Origin of the sequence: Paenibacillus radicibacter, assembly GCF_024721995.1 — a bacterium.
Lineage (GTDB): Bacteria > Bacillota > Bacilli > Paenibacillales > NBRC-103111 > Paenibacillus_AM > Paenibacillus_AM radicibacter.
The window spans coordinates 416,647-437,449 of the sequence record NZ_JANQBC010000001.1; the positions used below are offsets into that span (position 1 = coordinate 416,647).

The following is a 20,803-nucleotide window of genomic DNA, read 5'->3' on the forward strand; positions in this document are numbered from 1 at the left end:
ACTAACGACCATCCTTACTCCCCTTTGGAGCGAATGTGATTGTTCCAGCTAAACTTAGAATTTCAATCTCTCTATCCTGATCCATATGTTGCATCAATGCATTGTACACTTGTTTTGTGATGTCTATTTTATTTCGAACTGTATTTCCAGTTGTGTATCCTGCATAAATAGTATTCGTTATTGGACTGACCCTAATCTTCAGGTTATTTAAACTCATAGAAATAGCTCCATTTCAACAATAAATATTTACCTCTTTTGTCTGCATTAAAATCTACATTTGATCATGATTTCTCTTTTTCATAATGCTCAACAAAATACCATTCGCGCGAGGTATTTCCCGTAATTCTTTCTGCTGTCCAAGTTGTGTCATCACTGCCACATCGAGGACAAATCATTTCATCTTCTGAAACTACATCGAGGCAATCAACCCCGAAACCACAATGGCAATTATCACAATGGAAGCAACTCATTCCATGACCGTGTGGACTAAACATTTTAACCACTCTACTTTCCTGATATAATTTCCATTTCATAATCTGTAGACATCGAAATCACTGATTTGATCAGCTCTACGCTCTTTCTCAATCTCTTTGATAACCTTGCTCATCATTTTTAATGTAATGCCATTATCATATAATCCGCATAGTTGTTCGAAAATTTCATCATCGTTAAACACATCATTTTCATTAATGTGTTTATTTTCAAATAATTGATATACGTGACGTTTTAAACTACTTTGACAACTTAACAGTTTTATTTCATCAGGATACAGATACCATCCATGTCCATATTTACTATGCCCACAACAATGATGACCACCAATGTTTACTACAAATTCAACTCCAATGTGAGGAGCTTCATGATAAAAATCAACTACAGTTCCTTCAATTCCTCTAATATCAATATCTTTCCAGCTATTTTTCGTTATACTAATTCCAACAACTTTATCTCCTAGCTCATATCCAAATGTTTTATCCAAGCTTATTTACTCCTTTCTTTTCCCATAAAAGTCGAATTTCATTACCTTTTATCCAATCTACCTCTAACTGAAAATCCATTTTTGCTTATCAAACATTGACTTAATTATCGAATAAACGTCTTCATTGGTCTGAACAATATAACTTCTAAAATTGTTTGCCGTAAAATTATTTTGCTTAATTCCACTTGCTAGTGTAGAAAAACGGACATAATTATTCATTTCGAAATAATAGAGCCTTTCTGCTTTTCTGGTTATATCTTTCATGATGCGAATTGATCTATCATTGTCGGATGAGAGATTATCACCATCACCAATAAGAAAAACATATGTATCTACAGTTTCGTAGTCATAATTATTAATCAGCTCATTTACAGCAGCTAAACCACTTGAACATATCGTACCGCCTGTTTCACCAATAGAATACAAATCTTCTTCATCTAAATGATGTGCTTCAGTGTCATATCCAATAAAATTTTTCTCAACATTTGAATATAGGGTCAATAACAATTTTTCAATCCAGAGCATTATCGATCTACCCATGTATTTTTCCCAGCTACCCATCGAGCCTGACCTGTCCATAGCTACTATGATCTTTGCATTATTTTTTAGCATTTCTGGGTAAAAGGATATATCTTCTCTGAGTAATTTAAAAACATCTTCTTGACGTTTTCCAGACATTACAACCTGCACATCTGTTAATAATTCTCTAAGTTTCTCAGCTTCAACTGGTGTTTGGTTCATTCTCTCAATAATCTCATTCTTATATAAGACCAAATTATCATTCAAACTACTATCGGTTGATTCAAATTTAAGAGATCCAAATGTTTTGGCATAAAGTTCAAGCAACTGTTCATCGTTTAAACATTTAAATTGTTTATTCATTTAGCAACTCCTCTTGTTTTGATAAAAACTATCTTTCATCGACCAGTTCTTCTATGTTGTTAGTTTCAATACCCTCGAAAAGATCACATCGAGGGCAGATATTACTTTCTTGTTCGTTTTCAGGATATTCGTATCTACAATTGATACATCTCATATCTTTACAACTCCCATTTGTACTAATTTATCAAATAACTCACTATGTATATCTTCAATAGATTGCATTCCATCTATGTAAATAGTAGTGTTCTTATTATTGTTGCTATAATCTGAGTAATATTTCCTTACTGCATCCAACATCTCTTTATCCGATTCGTATCTGTCATTGTCTCCGTTATTGTGTTTACCTTTACGCGCCATACTTACCTCTGAAGGAATATCGATAATTATATTGATATCTGGTTGCCTCATATATCTTTGTAATTCTTTTACCCATTTTGTATCTGCTCCATTTGCCGAAGCATAAACTTCTTGATCAAGAATATATCTATCAAGAATCAGTAAATCAACCCCCTCCATTTCTAGCTCATTAATCCATTCTTGTTGAGCTTGTTTATCACACGCCATCAGTAGTTCGATACTGATTTGATTAACATCCCATTCTCTGTTTAACCATTTCCTTATCAGTTTTCCTGTTTCAGTATCGTAGCGGTGAAATTCACTCTTAACAACTCTATAACCGTCAGACTCCAATCTTGCAGTCAACATATTGGCTTGTGTGTGCTTACCACTTTTGTCAAGTCCAGAAATAACAACTATTTTAATTTTTACCACTCTCTTTCATTAAATAGATTTCTTTAATCTTAACTCCATCTTCAACTGTATCTGCTGACCCTATTTGTCTTTTCTTGCCTTTTTCTATAATTATTACTGACCATTTCGATCTTCTCTTATCCCAAATTATTCCTTTAACTCCCGATTGCCTAATGGCAGTATTTCTCTTTTGGGGTATTAATATATCTTCATTGTCCCAACCTTGCTTATATCTATTGTCCAACGTCACTCTGGGTATTCCACTAAATTTTGACCACTCTGATAATGTTTTTGTATGTCCGTTTATTTCAATTGATACATTATTTCTCTTATTGTTTTGTTGTACTTCCATAGTTACCCACCTACAATTACTTGGTTCGTAATTAGAATTTACATCAATACGATCTATTGTCAGTTTATTTGAATAACCATTCTCCAAAGCCCATTTGTAAAAATCAATAAACCCATTCTCTTTATCCAACCATTCATCACATACGTTTATTCCTCTGCCACCATACTTATCGTAAGATTTATTATTTATGTTATTGCATCTATCCTTCATATCTCTAAGTATTGAATAAATTCTAGTATTATGCATGCCATGCTTAGTCTTTACTTCCCGTGCGAGACACCCACAACTTTTAATTGATCCATTTTTAAGATGTCCGCCTTGCACAACCTTTCTTGTTTTTAATGAGCAGGTACATTCACACAACCATGCTGTTTTACCATTCTTGTTGACCGATCTCTCAATAACAACAAGTCTATTAAATTTCACTCCAATTAAATTAATAAATTTCGGCATTTTTTAACCTACAATTCTCCCTCTTAATCTTTTACAAATTTTACTTCAAATTTTCATCTACCAAATTCTAAGCATCTTCAAACGATTAAATATGAGTTCTGCTTGAGTTGCTTTTCCAGATTTGTCAAAGCCTTTCGAGAACAATAATCTTCATGTTTACTCTTCCTCGCCTTCATTCTCATATTTAAGTTTATACTCAGTAACTTTTCTAACATAACCATTTTCAAATCCATGAGATTTAATATAGCTCTTAGCACCATTTCTGCCTCTGTTATAACTAAGTAGCATAGCAGAATAGACTTGCTTATCTGACATATCTAATCTACTCCAATAACTTTTTTCTTCAACAAGATAGGCAATCGCCATATCAACACTTTGATAGTCATTCATGGGGTTGGGATTTTTGATATTTGCCAAATCAGCAAGCCATTTTAAACTACTTGAATTTATCTGCATCAATCCTTTATCTACAGTACCATTTTTATTATAATTCAATTTAATTCTTCCAAAATCACTTTCAACCTTGATCATTGCTAAAAACATTTCATATGATAGGTGATTTTCATTGCATTTATTCCATATGTATTCCAATAAATCTTCATTTAATTTTGCATCTTTTATATATTTTCTTTTAGGTTTTTCGTCAGCAACTTCAGACTCTAATTCTATCTCTGGTTCTAACTCTGATTCCTTATCTTTTACACTATACTTAACAAATTCATATGGCAGCGACATTGTGACCTTAACTGGACTTTCATATAATTTTTTCTCTTCTTTATCGGTATCCTTGTTTAAAACATAGATTGTAGCCACCAGCACAAGGAAACAAATTAAAGAATAAACATAATTCCTTCTCATTCTTCACTTCCTTATATTTAGTTAATTTCCCCTGAGTTTTACGTCAGGGGTTTTGTTCTATGTATTACTTTAAAATATTTATTTTATTGTTATGTACTTATTTTATTGTTATGTACTTATTTCGTAGGCAATGTTTTTACATAATCCAATGCTTTTTGAAGCTTTTTAATATCTTCTACTTTAGTGAAATTCTTCATCCCTAATAATTCTAAGAATTTAGCCTCAACATCAGGTTTCTTAACTTCTTCATTCAAATTTCCTAGAACCTTGGCAATTTCATCTTTAATTTCTTCTTTAGTTTGAGCAACGATTTCAACTTGCTCCTCTACCATATACTTTTTAATCTGCTCTTCTTTTTCTTTTAATTGTTGAACTTCTAGTTTTTCTAATGAAGTATTAATTCCTGCCTTTTCAAGATTACGTTTGATTCCTTCTTTAAACTTGCCTTGGAACTTTTCCATTGCTTCCTCTTCAGAGTCAAAAACGATATCTTCATCAAAGTAGACTCGGTTTCCAGCAACTGCTTCATCAGACCCTTTAACTGTTAAGACACGTTTAAGTTCTGTTACACCTTCAGACACCTCGACTTTCCGTCTCTCACCATGAATGATATAATCGCAAGCAGGATAAACAATGTTCGCACATCGATCTGTCATAGTTGATTTATATACATCATAAGCTTCAGCATTTTTTGGCTTCATGTTCTTAACTGTACTATGAGTTAAATATAAAATAGTAAAGCCCATACTGATAATTCGTTTAATTTGCTTTTTAAATTCCTCATCAACTAATGTCCATCCTTGACCAAAAGGAATGTCCTTCAGTCTTTTATAAGCCACTTGATCATTGATACTCTCTCTCTTTACAACATATGGTGAAGCCATAGGATACAGCTCATCTACTGTATCAATAATAATTGTTTGAACACTAGTTCCAATTGCCTCACGATTCTTAGCGAGAAGGTCAACAAACTTAACAAAGTCTGACCAGTTATTAATGTCTTTCTTATTAATCACCTGAGCCATATAGCCTTTCTCAGCAGCTAAAAGAATAGCATTGGGATACAAAGCAGCAAAAGCGGTCTTACCAAATTTCTCAGGAGCTTCAAAAATACCAGTGTACTCTAGGAAGTTAACCTTCGGAATATTCTTGTCAACACCCAATAAACTTAAATCAAAACTCATTTAAACATCTCCCTTTGTTTTTTTTATTTTATATAATTTTCTTATAAAAAGCATTATATGTATCTAGATAATCCCACTTATTAATATATTTATTATATTTACTTTCTCTTCCGATTGACATCGAAACTACACGTAACTTATTGCATGGAATTACAAATGTTCTTTCTATAACATCTGATTCTTCATTGAGAGCCAATAGAATATACAAATCACAAGATCCATACCTTTTATTAATTCCAAATGTATGACACCTACTACCTTTCAAATCATAAGCACTAGCAGATTTCACATCAATCCTAATAGAATCATTGACTAATAGGTCAAAGGGGTGTTTTGTTGTCATTCTCTCAACTTTATAACCTTTTTCTTCAAGCATTTTGATTGCAACCAGCTCATAATCTTGACCTAGTTGCGTCTCACTTTGTTTGATCTCAAGATTAAGCTTTTCTGCCCAGAATCGATAACCTAAATCACAAATCCGTTTGTGTAATGCCTCACCCTCATGAAACGTTTGTAAAACTTCAGAACTCGATGGCATTCTATTAATTTTTAGTGCACTCATAATTTCTCTGATATGTATTATAATTTCATCATCTTTAATCTTAAAGATGGGTTTCTTGGAAGGCAAATTTAATTGTTTTGCCCAGAATATAAGACCTCCATTCCTAGAAATGTCTGATTCTAACCAAGTAAAGTTAATTGATCTCAACTCAGTGGAAGTTGGCATTCTGTGAATTGTAAGTATTCTCATTGCGTCTCTGATACCTTTAATAATTTTATCTTTTGTTTCTATAAAACAATCTCCTTTTTTTTATAAAAGATTATTTTTACTTTTATCAGAATGGAAGTGAGTCATTTTCCTCATCATCTGAGATATCAATAACACTATCTGATGAAAATGGGCTTTCTTTTGGTACGAAGTCTTCTTCGCTATACCGTGCATCAATCAGCGTAGATCCATCACCACCTGTGATTTCAAGTTCACGAATTGTTGTTCCTCTGACATAAGACTCTTGTCCTTTTGCTTGGAAACCACCAAATGACACTGGAATTGAATCTTCTTCCACTTCTGACTCCACTTTTTCTACATAAATATTAATATTTCCATTCACCTTAATCGTAGAACCATAAGAAAGATTTTCAAAACTGTCTTTTAGTGTTTGCAATAATTTTTCTTTATCTTCATCGCCTCTATACTTTTCATGATTGATAAAGAACATATAGGGCATTACACAAATTTCGCCTTTACTCTTATAAATAATATTGGTGTTGATTGCTGTCTTATTTGTTTCAGAATCATATTCAGATTCGAGATATACGATATCCTGATTAAATGAAGCTTCTGGCACATATCCTTCTGCACTAAAATCAAGCGCTTCAGAGGTATGATAAATCTGTTGAATTATGTATTTGACTTGCCCTTTACCTTCATAGACACTAAATTGCATCGATCCACGAACATAAATTGAATCTCCTTCCTTGAGGTGCTTCTTAATACATTCAACAGCATCGAACTGAGTCAGACTTAATACTTTATTCTTACCTGCTTCATCTTTAATCAAACCTACTTTAGAAGCCATGAAAATTTCTGCTTTATCTGTTCGTTCTTTGAAGCGATCTGCCCAAGGAACAAAGTATTCTTTCTTATTCTTCCTATCTGATGCATCAACAAATTTCACTTTTTCGTTTTTTGAGCCCATCATCTCAACGTATACAGATGCATTGTCATTTGTCTTAATTGAAAAATTTAATCGTCTCCACGCATTACCATTGGATGTTCCTTCTGAATAAAACTTGTCTGACTGCGTTCCTCCAACAATTCCTTTTAAAACAAAATTTCCGTATGTAGGTTGTAAATTACTCATTTATTATCAATCTCCCTTTTATGTGTGTTTATCATTTATTACTTATTTATAAGCAAACGATAAACACTGGAGGGGATCTTGAGCTAGTCTTAGCTATACTCTGTCACATCCTTTCACTGAGATATTTTCTTATCAAAGAGTATATTTTATATATAAACGTGCCATGGACACGATATGTATTTTATTCAACTCTATTGTTCTATGTGGCGATGAAATGTATCTTTCATATGCATTTGCATCGACATGTGGCACATCTTCTCTTTCGTGTGTTTAATATATCACTATTATTATTTACAGTCAATAGTTTTATATATTTTATTTAATAGTATTCTTAGCCTTAATTTTGGCTTTCATTACATCTCATTAGAAATATTCTCCTACCTTTATCGCAGTTCTCCAACGGATCTTACAAAACCTTTCGAGGAATCTGCAAATAATTAGAGTAAGACAGACCAAACTGATTATCTATATTATTTTTCATTCCAATACAACACCATTTCTTTGGGCAACTGCATCGAAATCTTTTTTTGCATAATCATTATATTTTTTATATTTCTCATCCTTTAAAGCATGTTCAAGATATTCATCATCAGATCTTTTTAAAACTTTGTCAAATACTTTTTGTGCCTGTTCATTTTGAAATTTAAGATTGTTCATATCCTCTTCAGTTGGTTCTATGTTTGCAGCTTCCCAAATTTCATACATATCCGCAGAATAATATGTTCTAAAGTTATCATCTTTAGAAATCTGCTTACAGCCAAATGCTTCGAGAAGTTCCATCATTTCTTCCTCAGTAAAATAATACTCCATCACAAAATCAGCAAGTTTGTACATCCAAACTTTGATTAACATTACTAATTCCTCATCTTTTATTGTTGTCTTGAAGTATATCTGTGGATCTACCCCACCATCAATAGAGGGTGTAAATTCAAGCTTATAAACTCTTGGTCTGGGCATACTAATTTCTCCTTATAATTTATATTTTTTACTAATATATCATGAGGTACATACCTATATCACATTCTAACAGTAGTGTATTGATCAGTAGAATACTTTTTCATGTTGTCTCCCCTTTTAATAAAACTTCGATTCGAAAATAAAGTATAAGACTCTAAGGTTCTTCAAACCATCTTATTCTTTCAATTCTGAGAGAAACAGCCTTGCGAAATTTATTCTTTGCACTTTCAATCGTATGCGAATAAATCGGATAGTCATTGATTTTGTAGTCATACTCTTTTTTGTAGATGTCTAAATTGAATCCACGACCAGCAGGAACGATCTCTGCTCGAAACACTATTTTCGCAAGACTCTGACCGCCTTCAATAGCAAGGACTTCACCTACTATTTTCAATTTCTCCCCCCCTCAGTCTAATACTTATTTTTCTAGCTGACGATTTGTCTCGACGAAAGCCTTGTTAAATCAAGGTCGGCAGTCTACAACTTTACAGCTTCAATCACATTCCATTTCATAAGCTAATAAATCAGATATGGCTTTATCGTACTTTCTCAAACGCTTAAAATCCCTCTCTGTTGGATTCTGAATCCTTGAAAGGTCTCTATTGTCATTAATATCTAAAAGCTTTACATGCCTAGCTAGAGGGTTTGGTTTGATACGCTCAATAAATTCATCGTATGTTTCATTACTTCTTCTAGTTAGGCAATCTAGAGCTTCTAAAATTGTTTCTGTGAATCCATCAGCTCTTAATCGATCAAGTGTGTAGTCACTGTCTTCAACCACATCATGCAACACTGCAACAATTCTAGACTCACCATCTAAAGCTTTTGTAAGCAATCTCAATGGATGTAATATGTATGGATTGCCACCTTTATCATATTGACCATCATGAGATTTGGCTGCAATTAGTATTGCTTTTGTTAAATTAGACATTTCATTCCTCCATAAATATCTCCAAAAAAGGGACTTATATCATCATGTTCGGTAATTATACTGTGGTCTAAGATTATCAATAAGGAGAACTTCAAGAGCAGCTAACCAATGCCAGTCGTCATTATTGGTGAATATGACTAAACCGCACTTTACTTCCCCATCAGTAATTACACTATCCCAATTGTTCTTACCACCATATGCATTGATTTGATTATAGACTCGTTCACCAAGACCACTACTAGGTGTGGCTCTACCAACATACTTAATTACCCCATTTTGGGAAAAATAATAAACACCAGCTCGATTACACCATTCTTGCTCACGTTTTTGCTTCAGTCTTAGTTCTCCAATACTGCTATCTGAAAACGAATAAGAAACACCATGTACTCTATTAAGAAATGCATCTACCAAATGTAGCAATTTATCTTCAGTCATAGAATCTCCTCCTAACCAATACCGAATAATTATTAGCACATCCCGAAACAATTTCAGTTTTTACCAAGTTATTAACTTCGATTGAAAGACTTCATTTCATTTACTCTTCTTTTTCATACACTTTCTTCGTTAGCCAATTATCGAATTCAGCTCTCTTCTGTCTATAATCTTCAACTAATTTTTTGTACCAATCCTTATCAGTCGAATTACTTAAGACTCCATTAGCGATCCTCTTTTCAATTTCCAATAACTCAAGTTCCATCTGCTTAAGTAAGCTGAATAAATTTCCTAATCCATGTTGAATCATATAGCCAACTCCCATTCCTTTGAAAGAATTGTTTCATTCTAATAATATTACATTTCATCAACAGTGTATATTTTATTTCGATATGTGTTAGCATAGCCTTTAGCATCATCAAAAAATCGAAATTTGGCTACACATGTATTTTTACCCTCTATTTGAAACTGTACATAATACCATCCTTTAATTAGACTAACATTTCTTTCTCCAGACTGGTTGTTCTTATTTGCCCCTTTTCGATTGACCGTATTGGAGCGCTTTGTGACAACCCTCAAATTTGATTTTCGATTATCTAATGTATTCATTGGAATAATATGATCAACTATCCCTCTTCCTTCGACATCCTTAATCAATTTATGAAGATACGGAGTACCTCTTTTATATTTACTATCTAAAGATGAATTTATCATTGTTCTGGCATAGTAAGACTGAGTATCTTTATTCCACCATGCATGCCAATGGTAGCCTAGATTTTTAATCCTTTCAAAATCATCAACGTCAATTTTTGTTTCTAGGATTTCACCCGATTTTCTTTCTAAATATATTATTACTTCATTATTATTTATTTTATAATCATTAAACCCTTTACGTTTTGGTGCTATAAATATTACCTCCTCTTTTTTTAATTCCCTATGATAGTATTATTTTATTGCCCTATTCTTCTTTAAAAATCTCTTCAATATCAATCTTTGATGCCAATATAACTTTTGACCAGTAGTTTTTTCAATTAAATTAAGATATTTTTCAGAATCATTTATCCAAATGGTGATTTGCTCACTTAATCGCTTTTGATCCAAACTATCACCACATTTCAAATGAAATTGTTGAATTATTTGCTTATCTCTTAAATGTTGGGACTGAATATTTCGGTTTTAATAATCCAATCAAATAGCTTTCTAAGCAGCCACGTATAATCGTATCATTAACTTCTTTGTACCGTAAGTGATAGTTTTCTAATATGTATAGGTTTAAATCCTCATTACGTTCAACAACAGGAGTGTGCAATTGATTCTTCTTTAACCCTAGCAGCGCACCCCTGAAGCTCGAAATTCTCATCTCGTACAAATGTGAATTGAAAACTCTCCCTCTGATATTACCAGCTTGACCGATGTAGATGATCTGTTTATCATCAATTGATGAGAATATATACACACCACCAGTTGTGGGGATAGACTTTCGATTACTGAGGTCAGTTGGCTCTGAGTTCAGAAGCGTCTGGGATAAATCTTCAATTAATGCTTTCCATTCAGTATTCAACAAGATTGTCATAATTCTCTCTCCTTATGGACTAATCTTTTTAATGTGAATTATTAACTTCTATAAAATTATCACATATTGAAAATACGTAGTCAATATTTATTACTTATTATTTTTTATTATTATAACAAGAAGAAAAGCTGACAATGCAGCTTATGTAGTCTTTTATTTATGCACTATGCCTCTGTTTAAACAATTCAGTAGTCTCTATTACACTATCAAAATTTCCGTCGAAGCAATCAATCCAAGCATCTATGTCGTTACTATCAATCATCAGGGATTCTAACTCCTGATATAGTAAAGTATCGAAACCAAACCCACAAACAAATTCAATCCACAGCATAAAATACATCTTGTTCTTATCCCAATTTTCCAAAATGTCATAGTAAAATGATCTCTCGTCCATACTGCCTGTTGTCAAAGTACATTCTCCTTTTACTCATGTAATAATATCCTTCAATAAGAATACCACCCCTCTGTGATTTTAGATCTATCAAAGTATACAGAATCTTTTCTATTTACTTTGTATATGCGATATGTATTATTTGCAATTAATGTATTATTTTGTCGAATGGATTAAAACATACCGAATAGTGCTTTTTTCATTTCAGATATTCCCATCTGCTTAATTGGAACTTTATTCTTATTGGTGTCCTTATCTTCTCCAACTAAATCTTTGATACTATTTAATCTCCTGTTTGCCATAGGAGCATACAAGTTCGTTTTATCTATATTATCTTCAAAATATATCCTTCCAAGTTCACTGTCATATTTTTTTATCTGATCAATATTAACTAGAACTCTATTGTCCGATTTGCAATAATTATGTTTATTAACAATGTCCAAACAAACTTCAAATGGAAAATAATGTTTGTAAACTCCGTCTCTTGTTGTAAATTCTGACATATTGTCATTTCTATCAATAAACAAACATTCTCTAATGTTGACAAACACTAATTTATTTTCACTATTAAATAATTGAATGTAATCATGAAGGAAGTCATTAATTTCATTACTTAATTTACTCTTACTGCTTTCACGATCTGTGCGAGCATAAATAAAATCCATAAGTTTATTAACAATATCCATTGTAACCTCCAGAATAAGAAGCTTTATGCCTCAATATGTATTTATTACTTAATTGAAGCATAAAGTTTAATTTTGCTTTCTTACTTAATCAACTCCTTTGGAGCAACAGGTTTATTGATCCAAAACACTGAATCAGAAACTGCAAAAAAAGTAGCTACTAATGCAATAAAAGAGGACACACATAATACGAATTTTTTCTTCAAAGCACTCACCTCCTCTCGTTAATTATCATGTCTCTTACTTAGAATCTTCCTGCTCTCTCTTTATATTGATAACCAACAAACTTATTGAGAATATAACAACAATAGATAATAATATTGCAAATGCCTCAAGATTCATGAACGCCTTATACTCAGAATAAAATGAAATAACGGAAACAAGGAATAGCGTAATTAGAAACCATAACATTTTATTATCATATTTAAAGTTGACACCTTTTCTTTCATGTGGATCGAATGAAAATCCTTCATTTAGTCTCTTTATTATAAATACAATGATAATTATGATCATAGATGAAAAGAATTGAATAGCGTATCCATCACTTGTAAATGGTTGTAAGTCTGCTGTTTTAACCAAATTATTAAGCATGAGAACTACAATAAACAAACCTTGTATTGCTCCAAAAATTAAATATGATGTTGCAGTAATCAATGCTGATGATAACATGCTTTTATAAAATAGGACTTTATATGTAAGTATCAAAATAACTATCTGTGAAATTGTGCTCATATAACTAATTCCAATTTTATTAAAATACAATGATGCAGTAGCCATTAAAAGACCACCCAAGACACATTTTAAATAGACTTGAACACTCTTAAACCTATATCTAAACAAAATTAGACCTAATAAAATTACTGAAAACCCTTCCAATGTTGATAATAGGACAAAAAATATGTATTCCATTTATGCTATTCACTCCTATTATATATAGTCGTAAGTGACTGAATAAAGAATGCAACTGCTATAATTTGATTTCCTATCAATGTAATGTTAGTAATTACTAGTATCAATGAAATTGATTTAAAGACAAATTTTTGGTTAAAAGATTTCTTGGTTTTAATATGTATATTGGATGGTGCAAACTTCAGTAATACTAGCAGAGTTAAGAAATTAATATATTCATATAGATAATCTGGTAAAAAGTTAGTAAATGCTATCAACAGTATCATAGATACAGATAATGCTACACAGCGATCAGATGATTTTAAGTGAAACCCCCCTGAAAAAAACCTCAATAGAGCAAACGATAGCATACTTATAATTACTTCATGTGTTTTATTTAATACTATTCCTATGAGAAGCGAAAAAATAATTATCATCAAAGTGTTATATGTTATTTTTAATCCATATTGCAGTACTTCAAAACTAGCTGTTCTAATTGGATCAACCTTTCTTATTTTTTTTGCTGTACTATCTGCCATCCATTCAATGACCACCTATTTTTACCACTTCCTTAATTGTATTATGTATTTCTATATACAATATATCATTTTTTATACCAATAAGTCAACACATATTTCTAACAATTCAAAAAAAGTAAAACCCCCATTAAATATGGGGGTATAAACTTTTGATAGTTTCTATGTTTAAGAACTCACTCTTTAACCTATATAAACTTTGTTCAACAGATACATTGAATTGTTCGCATATTTTTCTATACTCTTCATCTTCTAGCTTGCCATTTTTCAAGTATAAGTCTTTAGCCATAGCAAGCATACCTGAATAAATAATATTCAATGGAGTAAACTGAGGTTCGTCAATTGATTTGGAGATATTAGTTAGTCTTCTGTGAACAACATTCTTCTCTGCTTCGTCATGATGATCAGTTCTCGTAATAGCTGATTTAACAACATAATTATTATCCACTAAACTTGCATTTGGAGCCTTAATATCAGGGCTTGCGTTCCCATTCTTCTTCTCATAAACATCTTCTTTTAACGCAGCTTCACAAAGCTTTATACACTTTTCACTTACTGGAATAGTTCTAGCCACTTTCCCATCAGAGTCTCTAAGGCTAAGTTTCTCATTAAATGCGTCTACGTCATGCACTTGAAGATTTATTATCTCACAATTCCCAACACCTCTTACTCCATTAAAAGGGAGGATAACAACAACTCGATCTTGATAGTTTACAAGACTGTCAATAATTTTTTCGACCTCACGATCTGTCCAATACTTCTTAATGGATTTATTGACAAATTGCTCTTTCCACTTTGTATCTACTGTATCAAGTGGATTCATACCATCATAATACCCTTCTTCAATTGCCCAATCGATGTACTTCTGCACCCAACTCACATTTGCCTTAGATGAGTACTCCGTTTTAGCACGATAAAGAAAAAAGAGTAGTCTTAATTCTTCTCGATTAAATTCAAATAAATCTTTCCCTAGATCATTTTCTGAAGCTTGAGAAATTTTAAATATTCTATTCAATATTTTCTGAGTTCCTAATCCATACTCAGAAATAAAAAGTTCTTTAACTTCGCCGTTATACATTTTGTCCTCGTAAAGAATGTTAGACATATTGGAGATCCCTCCTTACCAGATATTATGCTAATAAGCTATCAACTTCAACTTCAAAGAACTCTCTAATTTGTTTCTTAACTTTATTACTATTAACTTTTCCTTGTGTTGTCATTAAGTCATTAAATTTAGAACCTTCACTTCTAGATAAATCGATTCCATTAATGATCCGTACAATTTCATCCACAGGGAAGTCTTTTCCATACTTATCATAAAGCTTTTTAGCTATTACTACGAAACCGACAAAAAGATTGTGATGATTGATCCAACTTATTTTTGCGACTTCCTTTTTGTTCTTTTCTAGCTCATTCTCAAATGATGGCACAAGATATCCAAAAAATTTCTTTAGAACTTCAGTAATATCATATCTGTCTTTATTGTTTTGAGGTTCAAATATAGAATCAATCGCTTCAGAAAGAATAGCAAAGTTTGTATAGAAATTTAGCTTCTTATCTAATGTTGTCTTGATAGAGATTCTATTCTTTAATTCAGGTATATTCATTAAGTCCTTAGTTATCTGAGCACCGATAGTCTCAGCCATGTAATGTTTAACAAGTGTCTTGTCGAATCGGTTTACTGTATTAATTTGTCCGAGTAAAAACTGTGCCTCTTCAAGTGGGTAATGCTTTATCGCAACATTAATAAATCCCTCTAAATCAGGGTTTTCTTCTAAAGCTGCGATCATGCCTTGAAGCCTGTGCATTCCATCAATTAAGTTAATTGTTGTGCCTTCATGAATAGTCAGTTCGCCATCAGAATACTCTATATTGTCATTCCCATCTACAAGAATGTTTAATAGAATTGTGTCAGCTTTAAATTTTCCCTCAAGCATTAAGCGAGCAATATTCTTTACACTCTTCATATTAACATCAGCTTTTTCAGAAATCTTACTATTTTTAAGTAGTTTTTTCTTCGAAAGTCTTTGTGTATTAAAATTATATGTTAGAATTTTAGAAAACCATAAATCGCGCAACTCTCTGACATCCATGATAGTTACATAATCCCTACCTGAAGGGGCAGCTATTACACTATTAAATGTGTATGGAAATTGCAGTACTGGTGCTTTTTCTTGTTGATATTTATTAGCTTTTGTTATTTCTCTGTTATTATAAAAATTAGTAGGCTTTATTCTCGTGTCTTGTGTAACATCAAATAATACATTGACTAAAATTATCAATTCTTCTTGATTCAATTGGTCTATTCTCTCGTAATTAACTAAAATTTCAGCGAAAGTCCCTCTTAGAATTTTATGTTTAGTCGCTAGAATTTCTTCAATTTCTCTTTGTTGCTCTTTATTTTTATTCAATTCTGCGAAAATTAAAGGTAGTACATCTGACAACTCAACTATTTGATTCTCCATGTTCGCCATAACACTCCTTATAATCAATATTCTTTTTTATCATTGTATCACATTAAGCATAAAAATAAACATATTTTCCGCATAAAATAAATGCAAATAATATGTTTATTATAAAATACTTATTATATTATTAGTAACTATTTTATGTTGTAGATGCTTGGTTTACAAAGTATTTATTAGTCATTAGCATTGCTAAACCTTTATGAGTTATCCTTCTTTCTGACTTTCTGTCAACAAATAGAGTCTCACCACAACCATTACATCTTCCTTTAAAAGTTTTACTAGATAATATAATAGTATAGGCTGCTCCACATTTGCATTCTATTTTATAAATTTCAGAATCAGTTTTACGCGATTCATTTACACTCTTTTCATAACTACTTGCGATTTCTTCTCTTTGTATGTCCAAATCCCCAATATATAGTTTGATCTCTCTTTGATAAATCCCTTTTACTCGAAAATCTGATATTTGATCAGGATTGAGCCCATAAGATACCCCTAATGAAGTTACTACGTACATCTTCTTCGCTAAAAAGTGTACAATAAATTCTTTAACTTGGTTTCTCGTTAAATTAACAGAACGTTGATGTCCTGTTATTAAAGTATACATTAGTACAACTAATGGTTCGTTTGTTTGCTCAATATTGTTCATAAATCCTCTCCTTTTGTACCATGCCATCGCAAATATATCCGAACAATAAATTAAATATCTTTAAAGCATTCAAAAGGGGGATATTAAACCTGTTGCTGTGCGTAAATGAGGTAGCTGCTAATCTATCTGGGGTACATTGAGGTGTTTCAGACTATCATTAATGGCTTCTGTTAATGACTCTAGAGCCTCGTATGTACTTTTGCTCTCAAATACCAAGGGGAAACCATTCCACCATAATACGCCCTGTTAGAGCGTCTTTAATTGTATAAGTTATTCTATTCGCTTTTAGTAAAGTCTCTGACCAAGCTTTGGCTTCTAAAAGACTGGATGCAAATTTAGTCTTATTTTTGTATGTCATTATAAATTTAACAGAACTCATATTCTTATCCCCAAACTCATAGCGATCTCAAATCTATCTTTATGATGGAGCCGTCATTTCATTCACCGAAACATTTCTGGCATGTTTTCATTTTTTTAAATTTATTAATTGCGTCTTGGTAATCACTAGTAAAATAATACGAACCATTCTTCGATCCACTGATAATAACCTTTTGTTTAAAATGCATCTCTTTAACTTCATAGCAAGATGTATGATGAACGCAATTTACAGGTAATTTCTTATCTGTGATAGCTAGAAATCCCACACCATTATTTTTAATGTTTCGATATTCTACTAATTTAGTAATCTCCACCATTATTAATCAACCTCCCTGAATTTATTGTCGCACTCATTCGTCTGAAATGCATCTAGAATAATCTGTACTAAAAAAATGAAACTTGTTCATTAAGAAAGATTCTTCATTTCTCGAACAAAGATTAGATTCGTTATATCAAAATCATGTGTCTTGACAACTCTTTTCGATTAATTTACAAACGGATTGAGTATGTTCTAATACCTTCTCAATTTCCTTCTTTAACAAACTAGTTTTCTGGTCTAAGATGTGCTGCAAGTCAATAAGCTGCATAGCTTCTTTAGATGGGTTTACTTTATAATATTTGTGGAATTCGTAAGCTCTTCTCCAATCTGCAACTTCCATGCTTGTTGCAGTTATGAGTTTCTTAATGTTCTGATTCACAATATTGAAGCCTAATAACTGTTTAGGCTCAAGTAAATGTGTAACTTTTGATGCTATTATCTGTTCCCAAGTTTTATATGACAAGTGATTAGCTCCAACAAGAACTGCATCAAATGCATTAAGAATTGGTGGGTTTTTATAAAGATAGCGCATCATATCCTCTAATATTTTTTTGTTATTATATAACTCAGTAGTTAATAACTCTAGATATGCTTCAAAGGTTTTCCGCTGTTCTTCAAGATCACTCTTACTTTTAGCATTATTGGCTAATCTGGTTCCAAACCAAGCACCAACAAACACTAGAACACCACCAAAAAGAACTCCTATAGATTGCCATGATGGATCTGAAAAGAAATTATGTAAGTTCATTCTGTTCAACTCTACTAAAAAAGTGTCGAAAATAAATAAAAGATGTTCCCTACTAAAATAAATTATAAGTGACACCGTAATAAAAAAATACATTGTACGCATTAGCGCAGTTTGAAAAATATATTTTACAGTCCTCCATTTGCCCACATTAATCCATCCATATTTTATTGCGTACCAATTCGCATCCAATTCTTTTAATGTAAAGGGATAAATGAACATATCATTAAATACACCTTTAAATCCCTTTAAATTATTTGAATCTTCCTTTAGCGCGATTTTTATTTTTCCTTGGTGTTTCTTTTGCCAGCTATGACGCATTTCGTGTGCGAGTGAGATATATCTTTTAGGATCTCGGATATACACTGTGTCTGTTGATTTTTCATATCCAGCTCTGGAATTTTTATAACCGTTTTCATCTAAATACTTAGAAGCTTTTTCACCAATTACCAAAGGAGGATTGACTCCTAGTGCAGCTCTCAACTTCTCAAAATGTTCTAACATAGACAAGTTTGTTTCTTTCATATATTCTAGCCATCCTTTCAGTTAGTATAAATTTGTGACGAAGTTGAACTCCTTATTTAAATTACATCACATTAACATTTAATCCTCAATCGGATCGTACATACTCCTAATCTGAATACAAAGCTCATGTGCCTTTTCTAGTTGTTTCTGTGCAACTTCATGACTAATTCTGTCCCTATCATTGTCTTGATTTGCTTTTGCACTACCAACTAGCAATTGAATCTCTCCAACTAGTTTAAGTATATCCCTCGTTTTTCCTCTTGCTTTCAATTATCATACCCCTTTCTTTATCAAATCCCAATTCTATTCTGTATCATAAACTTTCTCAAAAATCCACTTTATTCGTTCTTTACTTTTAATTTTTTTCCTAATGTATCTTTTTGCATTATCAAGTGATTTAAATTCTATTGCAGGATCATGAGCCCTTGAATTGTTGCTATATATATAGGAATCTCTTACCCAAGAGGGTGAATTTTCATCTGTATTATAATTTAGAAATACGACATAATATTCACTAATAACTTCTTTCTCATTTACAAACCATGAATTCCTATGGAACTCAATCCTTCCCCAATAGAAACAAGGTTCATAGCCCTTTGAAGTGTAATATTCACCTTTAACGAATGTTTTCCACATACCTGCTATGCCACTTTTAACTGTCTTCTCCAACTACTTTCTCCTTTCATTCCAAATCAAATGCCAATTTTATTTATTTCTATAGTTTCCCCGCGACCAACTTTCTTCTCGGACTATGCTTCGAATGGTAGTATGAGAAACTCCATATTTCACTCCTAAACTTCTCATGCTCGATCCATTACTCCATTCTTTTTTAATAATTTCTATTTTCTTCAGTGTAAGTTTTGCCGTTGGGGCATGTTCTCCACACAGTACAGGTACAATTACTTTCCCCATTTTGTAAGCATGTTTTGCTCCCCCACCTTTTTCTACTACCTGAAGATTCTCAAGGCGATTGTCAGATATGATCCCATTAGTATGTATGATATGACTAGATTCAGCTACAACCAATGAACCAGCAATAGCAATAATCTCATGTATTCTAAATCTGTAATTTTTATTCTCTAAAGTTAGAGTACACGTTAGATATCCATGATTGTCAAAACTACCTAGTTTTAACCCAGTTCTTTTACTAAATATCTCACCATTTTTTAAATCGATAATGTGTATATTTGATTCAATTATTCTTTTAAGAATTTCTAAGCGATAATGTTTCATACATTCCCCCATAAAAACGATATTTGATCTAGATTTCAGTGAAAGTATATCCTGCTTCACGTTTTGTTGAATTTATCAACTAGTGTAAGATATCTTTCTTTTTCCCCTTGCTTTCACTTCTCATATTCCTTTCCTATGAAATCATCGTTTTATATCTTCTATCAGTTTCCACTCGCCTGATCTTACTTTTCTAATAATCTCTCGCTTAACTTTATTTATTAACTCCTCTGGGTCTTGCAATGTTTTGTGTTTAGAATCACAATGTTCGCAATATAATACTTGTCTGTCAGAATAATAATAATCTCCACTATCTGGCTTTAAAATTAGTAATCCTTTGCACTTTTTGCAAGTTGGAACAAGAGTATTTTTATTAACGTCGTAACTTCCATCATACATCTTTATCCATTCCCATTCCCATTTAACTCCTTCAATAATGTCTTCCTTGTAACTATTGAATGGATGAATTTCTGTGCTAGATTTAGAATTTAATACTTTTACAATGATCCAAAAAACTACAAAGAAGCATATTATTATCCAAATAGGAACCCCAAAGTTTAATACAGATAGTATAACTTCCCAAATTACTTTAATAGATTCTATAAGTGGAATTGATTTTACATATGAAACAAAAGGAGTGATAATAGCTAATATAATAAAAGATGAAATAACCGATGCAGTAATTGGATGTTTGAAAAAATTCTTCAAAAAAGTAACCTCCTCACATTGCAAAATAGTATTTCAGATAATTCTTCTAACCCTCTGTCCCTTTGAA

General features: G+C 32.0%; 31 protein-coding genes. All 31 read right to left on the reverse strand.

From position 1 onward, the window contains the following. Position 1: 1 nt before the first annotated feature. The 31 genes from NV379_RS02095 to NV379_RS02245 all read right to left on the reverse strand — a co-directional run bounded on the left by NV379_RS02095 (position 2) and on the right by NV379_RS02245 (position 20,736). On the reverse strand, positions 2–217 hold the full coding sequence (locus tag NV379_RS02095) for a DUF7446 family protein (protein ID WP_258205605.1): 216 nt from the start codon (positions 215–217) through the stop codon (positions 2–4). Between the two features lie 64 nt (positions 218–281). Further along, positions 282–533 carry a hypothetical protein gene (locus NV379_RS02100; RefSeq protein ID WP_258205606.1) on the reverse strand — a complete coding sequence of 84 codons (252 nt, stop codon included), beginning with the start codon at positions 531–533 and terminating at the stop codon, positions 282–284. Continuing rightward, positions 530–979, reverse strand: coding sequence for a hypothetical protein (locus NV379_RS02105; protein WP_258205607.1), 450 nt, complete (start codon positions 977–979; stop codon positions 530–532). Before NV379_RS02105 ends, NV379_RS02100 begins: the two co-directional genes overlap by 4 nt. A gap of 63 nt (positions 980–1,042) precedes the next feature. Next, positions 1,043–1,861: a DUF444 family protein gene (locus tag NV379_RS02110; protein WP_258205608.1), complete on the reverse strand. Its 819-nt coding sequence runs from the start codon at positions 1,859–1,861 to the stop codon at positions 1,043–1,045. A gap of 150 nt (positions 1,862–2,011) precedes the next feature. Continuing rightward, entirely contained in the window at positions 2,012–2,632 is a 621-nt protein-coding gene (tmk, locus tag NV379_RS02115; RefSeq protein ID WP_258205609.1) for a dTMP kinase, read from the reverse strand. Next, on the reverse strand, positions 2,619–3,416 hold the full coding sequence (locus NV379_RS02120; protein ID WP_258205610.1) for a hypothetical protein: 798 nt from the start codon (positions 3,414–3,416) through the stop codon (positions 2,619–2,621). Before NV379_RS02120 ends, tmk begins: the two co-directional genes overlap by 14 nt. A gap of 156 nt (positions 3,417–3,572) precedes the next feature. After that, complete coding sequence (locus NV379_RS02125) at positions 3,573–4,274, reverse strand: transglycosylase SLT domain-containing protein (RefSeq protein ID WP_258205611.1); 702 nt, start codon at positions 4,272–4,274, stop codon at positions 3,573–3,575. Between the two features lie 116 nt (positions 4,275–4,390). Further along, positions 4,391–5,458 (reverse strand): AAA family ATPase, encoded by a 1,068-nt coding sequence (locus NV379_RS02130; RefSeq protein WP_258205612.1) that lies wholly within the window; start codon positions 5,456–5,458, stop codon positions 4,391–4,393. Between the two features lie 28 nt (positions 5,459–5,486). Further along, the gene (locus NV379_RS02135) at positions 5,487–6,209 is read right to left on the reverse strand and encodes a hypothetical protein (protein ID WP_258205613.1); all 723 of its coding nucleotides are present in this window, start codon (positions 6,207–6,209) and stop codon (positions 5,487–5,489) included. Between the two features lie 85 nt (positions 6,210–6,294). Then, the gene (locus NV379_RS02140) at positions 6,295–7,323 is read right to left on the reverse strand and encodes a YorF family protein (protein WP_258205614.1); all 1,029 of its coding nucleotides are present in this window, start codon (positions 7,321–7,323) and stop codon (positions 6,295–6,297) included. Between the two features lie 477 nt (positions 7,324–7,800). Continuing rightward, complete coding sequence (locus tag NV379_RS02145) at positions 7,801–8,280, reverse strand: hypothetical protein (RefSeq protein WP_258205615.1); 480 nt, start codon at positions 8,278–8,280, stop codon at positions 7,801–7,803. A 154-nt stretch (positions 8,281–8,434) separates the two neighbouring features. Further along, positions 8,435–8,674, reverse strand: coding sequence for a hypothetical protein (locus NV379_RS02150; protein WP_258205616.1), 240 nt, complete (start codon positions 8,672–8,674; stop codon positions 8,435–8,437). 99 nt (positions 8,675–8,773) lie between these two features. Beyond that, positions 8,774–9,211 (reverse strand): GTP pyrophosphokinase, encoded by a 438-nt coding sequence (locus NV379_RS02155; RefSeq protein WP_258205617.1) that lies wholly within the window; start codon positions 9,209–9,211, stop codon positions 8,774–8,776. A gap of 42 nt (positions 9,212–9,253) precedes the next feature. Continuing rightward, positions 9,254–9,646 carry a hypothetical protein gene (locus NV379_RS02160; RefSeq protein WP_258205618.1) on the reverse strand — a complete coding sequence of 131 codons (393 nt, stop codon included), beginning with the start codon at positions 9,644–9,646 and terminating at the stop codon, positions 9,254–9,256. Between the two features lie 100 nt (positions 9,647–9,746). Further along, positions 9,747–9,968 carry a hypothetical protein gene (locus tag NV379_RS02165; RefSeq protein ID WP_258205619.1) on the reverse strand — a complete coding sequence of 74 codons (222 nt, stop codon included), beginning with the start codon at positions 9,966–9,968 and terminating at the stop codon, positions 9,747–9,749. Positions 9,969–10,000: 32 nt separating this feature from the next. Further along, positions 10,001–10,252: a hypothetical protein gene (locus NV379_RS02170; RefSeq protein ID WP_258205620.1), complete on the reverse strand. Its 252-nt coding sequence runs from the start codon at positions 10,250–10,252 to the stop codon at positions 10,001–10,003. A gap of 532 nt (positions 10,253–10,784) precedes the next feature. After that, positions 10,785–11,216, reverse strand: a complete 432-nt coding sequence (locus NV379_RS02175; RefSeq protein ID WP_258205621.1) for a GIY-YIG nuclease family protein — start codon at positions 11,214–11,216, stop codon at positions 10,785–10,787. A 157-nt stretch (positions 11,217–11,373) separates the two neighbouring features. Continuing rightward, positions 11,374–11,625 (reverse strand): hypothetical protein, encoded by a 252-nt coding sequence (locus NV379_RS02180; protein ID WP_258205622.1) that lies wholly within the window; start codon positions 11,623–11,625, stop codon positions 11,374–11,376. Between the two features lie 155 nt (positions 11,626–11,780). After that, a complete protein-coding gene (locus NV379_RS02185; RefSeq protein ID WP_258205623.1) occupies positions 11,781–12,293 on the reverse strand; it encodes a LytTR family transcriptional regulator DNA-binding domain-containing protein in 513 nt (170 codons plus the stop codon). 237 nt (positions 12,294–12,530) lie between these two features. Beyond that, a complete protein-coding gene (locus NV379_RS02190; protein WP_258205624.1) occupies positions 12,531–13,067 on the reverse strand; it encodes a hypothetical protein in 537 nt (178 codons plus the stop codon). A gap of 137 nt (positions 13,068–13,204) precedes the next feature. Further along, entirely contained in the window at positions 13,205–13,717 is a 513-nt protein-coding gene (locus NV379_RS02195; RefSeq protein WP_258205625.1) for an accessory gene regulator B family protein, read from the reverse strand. 127 nt (positions 13,718–13,844) lie between these two features. Next, entirely contained in the window at positions 13,845–14,819 is a 975-nt protein-coding gene (locus NV379_RS02200; protein ID WP_258205626.1) for a phage lytic cycle repressor MrpR family protein, read from the reverse strand. Between the two features lie 25 nt (positions 14,820–14,844). Further along, a complete protein-coding gene (locus tag NV379_RS02205) occupies positions 14,845–16,179 on the reverse strand; it encodes a DNA sulfur modification protein DndB (RefSeq protein ID WP_258205627.1) in 1,335 nt (444 codons plus the stop codon). Between the two features lie 142 nt (positions 16,180–16,321). Next, positions 16,322–16,831 (reverse strand): hypothetical protein, encoded by a 510-nt coding sequence (locus NV379_RS02210; protein WP_258205628.1) that lies wholly within the window; start codon positions 16,829–16,831, stop codon positions 16,322–16,324. 205 nt (positions 16,832–17,036) lie between these two features. Next, a complete protein-coding gene (locus NV379_RS02215) occupies positions 17,037–17,210 on the reverse strand; it encodes a hypothetical protein (RefSeq protein WP_258205629.1) in 174 nt (57 codons plus the stop codon). 58 nt (positions 17,211–17,268) lie between these two features. Next, the gene (locus tag NV379_RS02220) at positions 17,269–17,526 is read right to left on the reverse strand and encodes a hypothetical protein (protein WP_258205630.1); all 258 of its coding nucleotides are present in this window, start codon (positions 17,524–17,526) and stop codon (positions 17,269–17,271) included. Positions 17,527–17,667: 141 nt separating this feature from the next. Continuing rightward, positions 17,668–18,798 carry a hypothetical protein gene (locus NV379_RS02225; RefSeq protein WP_258205631.1) on the reverse strand — a complete coding sequence of 377 codons (1,131 nt, stop codon included), beginning with the start codon at positions 18,796–18,798 and terminating at the stop codon, positions 17,668–17,670. Positions 18,799–18,876: 78 nt separating this feature from the next. After that, positions 18,877–19,068, reverse strand: coding sequence for a hypothetical protein (locus NV379_RS02230; protein WP_258205632.1), 192 nt, complete (start codon positions 19,066–19,068; stop codon positions 18,877–18,879). Positions 19,069–19,101: 33 nt separating this feature from the next. Continuing rightward, positions 19,102–19,467, reverse strand: a complete 366-nt coding sequence (locus NV379_RS02235) for a hypothetical protein (protein ID WP_258205633.1) — start codon at positions 19,465–19,467, stop codon at positions 19,102–19,104. A 36-nt stretch (positions 19,468–19,503) separates the two neighbouring features. Then, complete coding sequence (locus NV379_RS02240) at positions 19,504–20,031, reverse strand: hypothetical protein (protein ID WP_258205634.1); 528 nt, start codon at positions 20,029–20,031, stop codon at positions 19,504–19,506. A 141-nt stretch (positions 20,032–20,172) separates the two neighbouring features. Continuing rightward, positions 20,173–20,736, reverse strand: a complete 564-nt coding sequence (locus NV379_RS02245; protein ID WP_258205635.1) for a hypothetical protein — start codon at positions 20,734–20,736, stop codon at positions 20,173–20,175. Between the last annotated feature and the right edge of the window lie 67 nt (positions 20,737–20,803).

What these genes read in the sequence shown, in the direction of transcription:
- NV379_RS02175 (WP_258205621.1), bottom strand. Translation starts at nt 11,216, where the DNA reads ATGACAATCTTGTTGAATACTGAATGGAAAGCATTAATTGAAGATTTA.
- NV379_RS02195 (WP_258205625.1), bottom strand. Translation starts at nt 13,717, where the DNA reads ATGGCAGATAGTACAGCAAAAAAAATAAGAAAGGTTGATCCAATTAGA.
- NV379_RS02165 (WP_258205619.1), bottom strand. Translation starts at nt 9,968, where the DNA reads ATGGGAGTTGGCTATATGATTCAACATGGATTAGGAAATTTATTCAGC.
- NV379_RS02125 (WP_258205611.1), bottom strand. Translation starts at nt 4,274, where the DNA reads ATGAGAAGGAATTATGTTTATTCTTTAATTTGTTTCCTTGTGCTGGTG.
- NV379_RS02240 (WP_258205634.1), bottom strand. Translation starts at nt 20,031, where the DNA reads ATGAAACATTATCGCTTAGAAATTCTTAAAAGAATAATTGAATCAAAT.
- NV379_RS02215 (WP_258205629.1), bottom strand. Translation starts at nt 17,210, where the DNA reads ATGAGTTCTGTTAAATTTATAATGACATACAAAAATAAGACTAAATTT.
- NV379_RS02120 (WP_258205610.1), bottom strand. Translation starts at nt 3,416, where the DNA reads ATGCCGAAATTTATTAATTTAATTGGAGTGAAATTTAATAGACTTGTT.
- NV379_RS02225 (WP_258205631.1), bottom strand. Translation starts at nt 18,798, where the DNA reads ATGAAAGAAACAAACTTGTCTATGTTAGAACATTTTGAGAAGTTGAGA.
- NV379_RS02190 (WP_258205624.1), bottom strand. Translation starts at nt 13,067, where the DNA reads ATGGCTACTGCATCATTGTATTTTAATAAAATTGGAATTAGTTATATG.
- NV379_RS02095 (WP_258205605.1), bottom strand. Translation starts at nt 217, where the DNA reads ATGAGTTTAAATAACCTGAAGATTAGGGTCAGTCCAATAACGAATACT.
- NV379_RS02100 (WP_258205606.1), bottom strand. Translation starts at nt 533, where the DNA reads ATGAAATGGAAATTATATCAGGAAAGTAGAGTGGTTAAAATGTTTAGT.
- NV379_RS02160 (WP_258205618.1), bottom strand. Translation starts at nt 9,646, where the DNA reads ATGACTGAAGATAAATTGCTACATTTGGTAGATGCATTTCTTAATAGA.
- NV379_RS02210 (WP_258205628.1), bottom strand. Translation starts at nt 16,831, where the DNA reads ATGAACAATATTGAGCAAACAAACGAACCATTAGTTGTACTAATGTAT.
- NV379_RS02155 (WP_258205617.1), bottom strand. Translation starts at nt 9,211, where the DNA reads ATGTCTAATTTAACAAAAGCAATACTAATTGCAGCCAAATCTCATGAT.
- NV379_RS02140 (WP_258205614.1), bottom strand. Translation starts at nt 7,323, where the DNA reads ATGAGTAATTTACAACCTACATACGGAAATTTTGTTTTAAAAGGAATT.
- NV379_RS02205 (WP_258205627.1), bottom strand. Translation starts at nt 16,179, where the DNA reads ATGGAGAATCAAATAGTTGAGTTGTCAGATGTACTACCTTTAATTTTC.
- NV379_RS02130 (WP_258205612.1), bottom strand. Translation starts at nt 5,458, where the DNA reads ATGAGTTTTGATTTAAGTTTATTGGGTGTTGACAAGAATATTCCGAAG.
- NV379_RS02200 (WP_258205626.1), bottom strand. Translation starts at nt 14,819, where the DNA reads ATGTCTAACATTCTTTACGAGGACAAAATGTATAACGGCGAAGTTAAA.
- NV379_RS02110 (WP_258205608.1), bottom strand. Translation starts at nt 1,861, where the DNA reads ATGAATAAACAATTTAAATGTTTAAACGATGAACAGTTGCTTGAACTT.
- NV379_RS02170 (WP_258205620.1), bottom strand. Translation starts at nt 10,252, where the DNA reads ATGAATACATTAGATAATCGAAAATCAAATTTGAGGGTTGTCACAAAG.
- NV379_RS02145 (WP_258205615.1), bottom strand. Translation starts at nt 8,280, where the DNA reads ATGCCCAGACCAAGAGTTTATAAGCTTGAATTTACACCCTCTATTGAT.
- NV379_RS02135 (WP_258205613.1), bottom strand. Translation starts at nt 6,209, where the DNA reads ATGAGAATACTTACAATTCACAGAATGCCAACTTCCACTGAGTTGAGA.
- NV379_RS02185 (WP_258205623.1), bottom strand. Translation starts at nt 12,293, where the DNA reads ATGGATATTGTTAATAAACTTATGGATTTTATTTATGCTCGCACAGAT.
- NV379_RS02220 (WP_258205630.1), bottom strand. Translation starts at nt 17,526, where the DNA reads ATGGTGGAGATTACTAAATTAGTAGAATATCGAAACATTAAAAATAAT.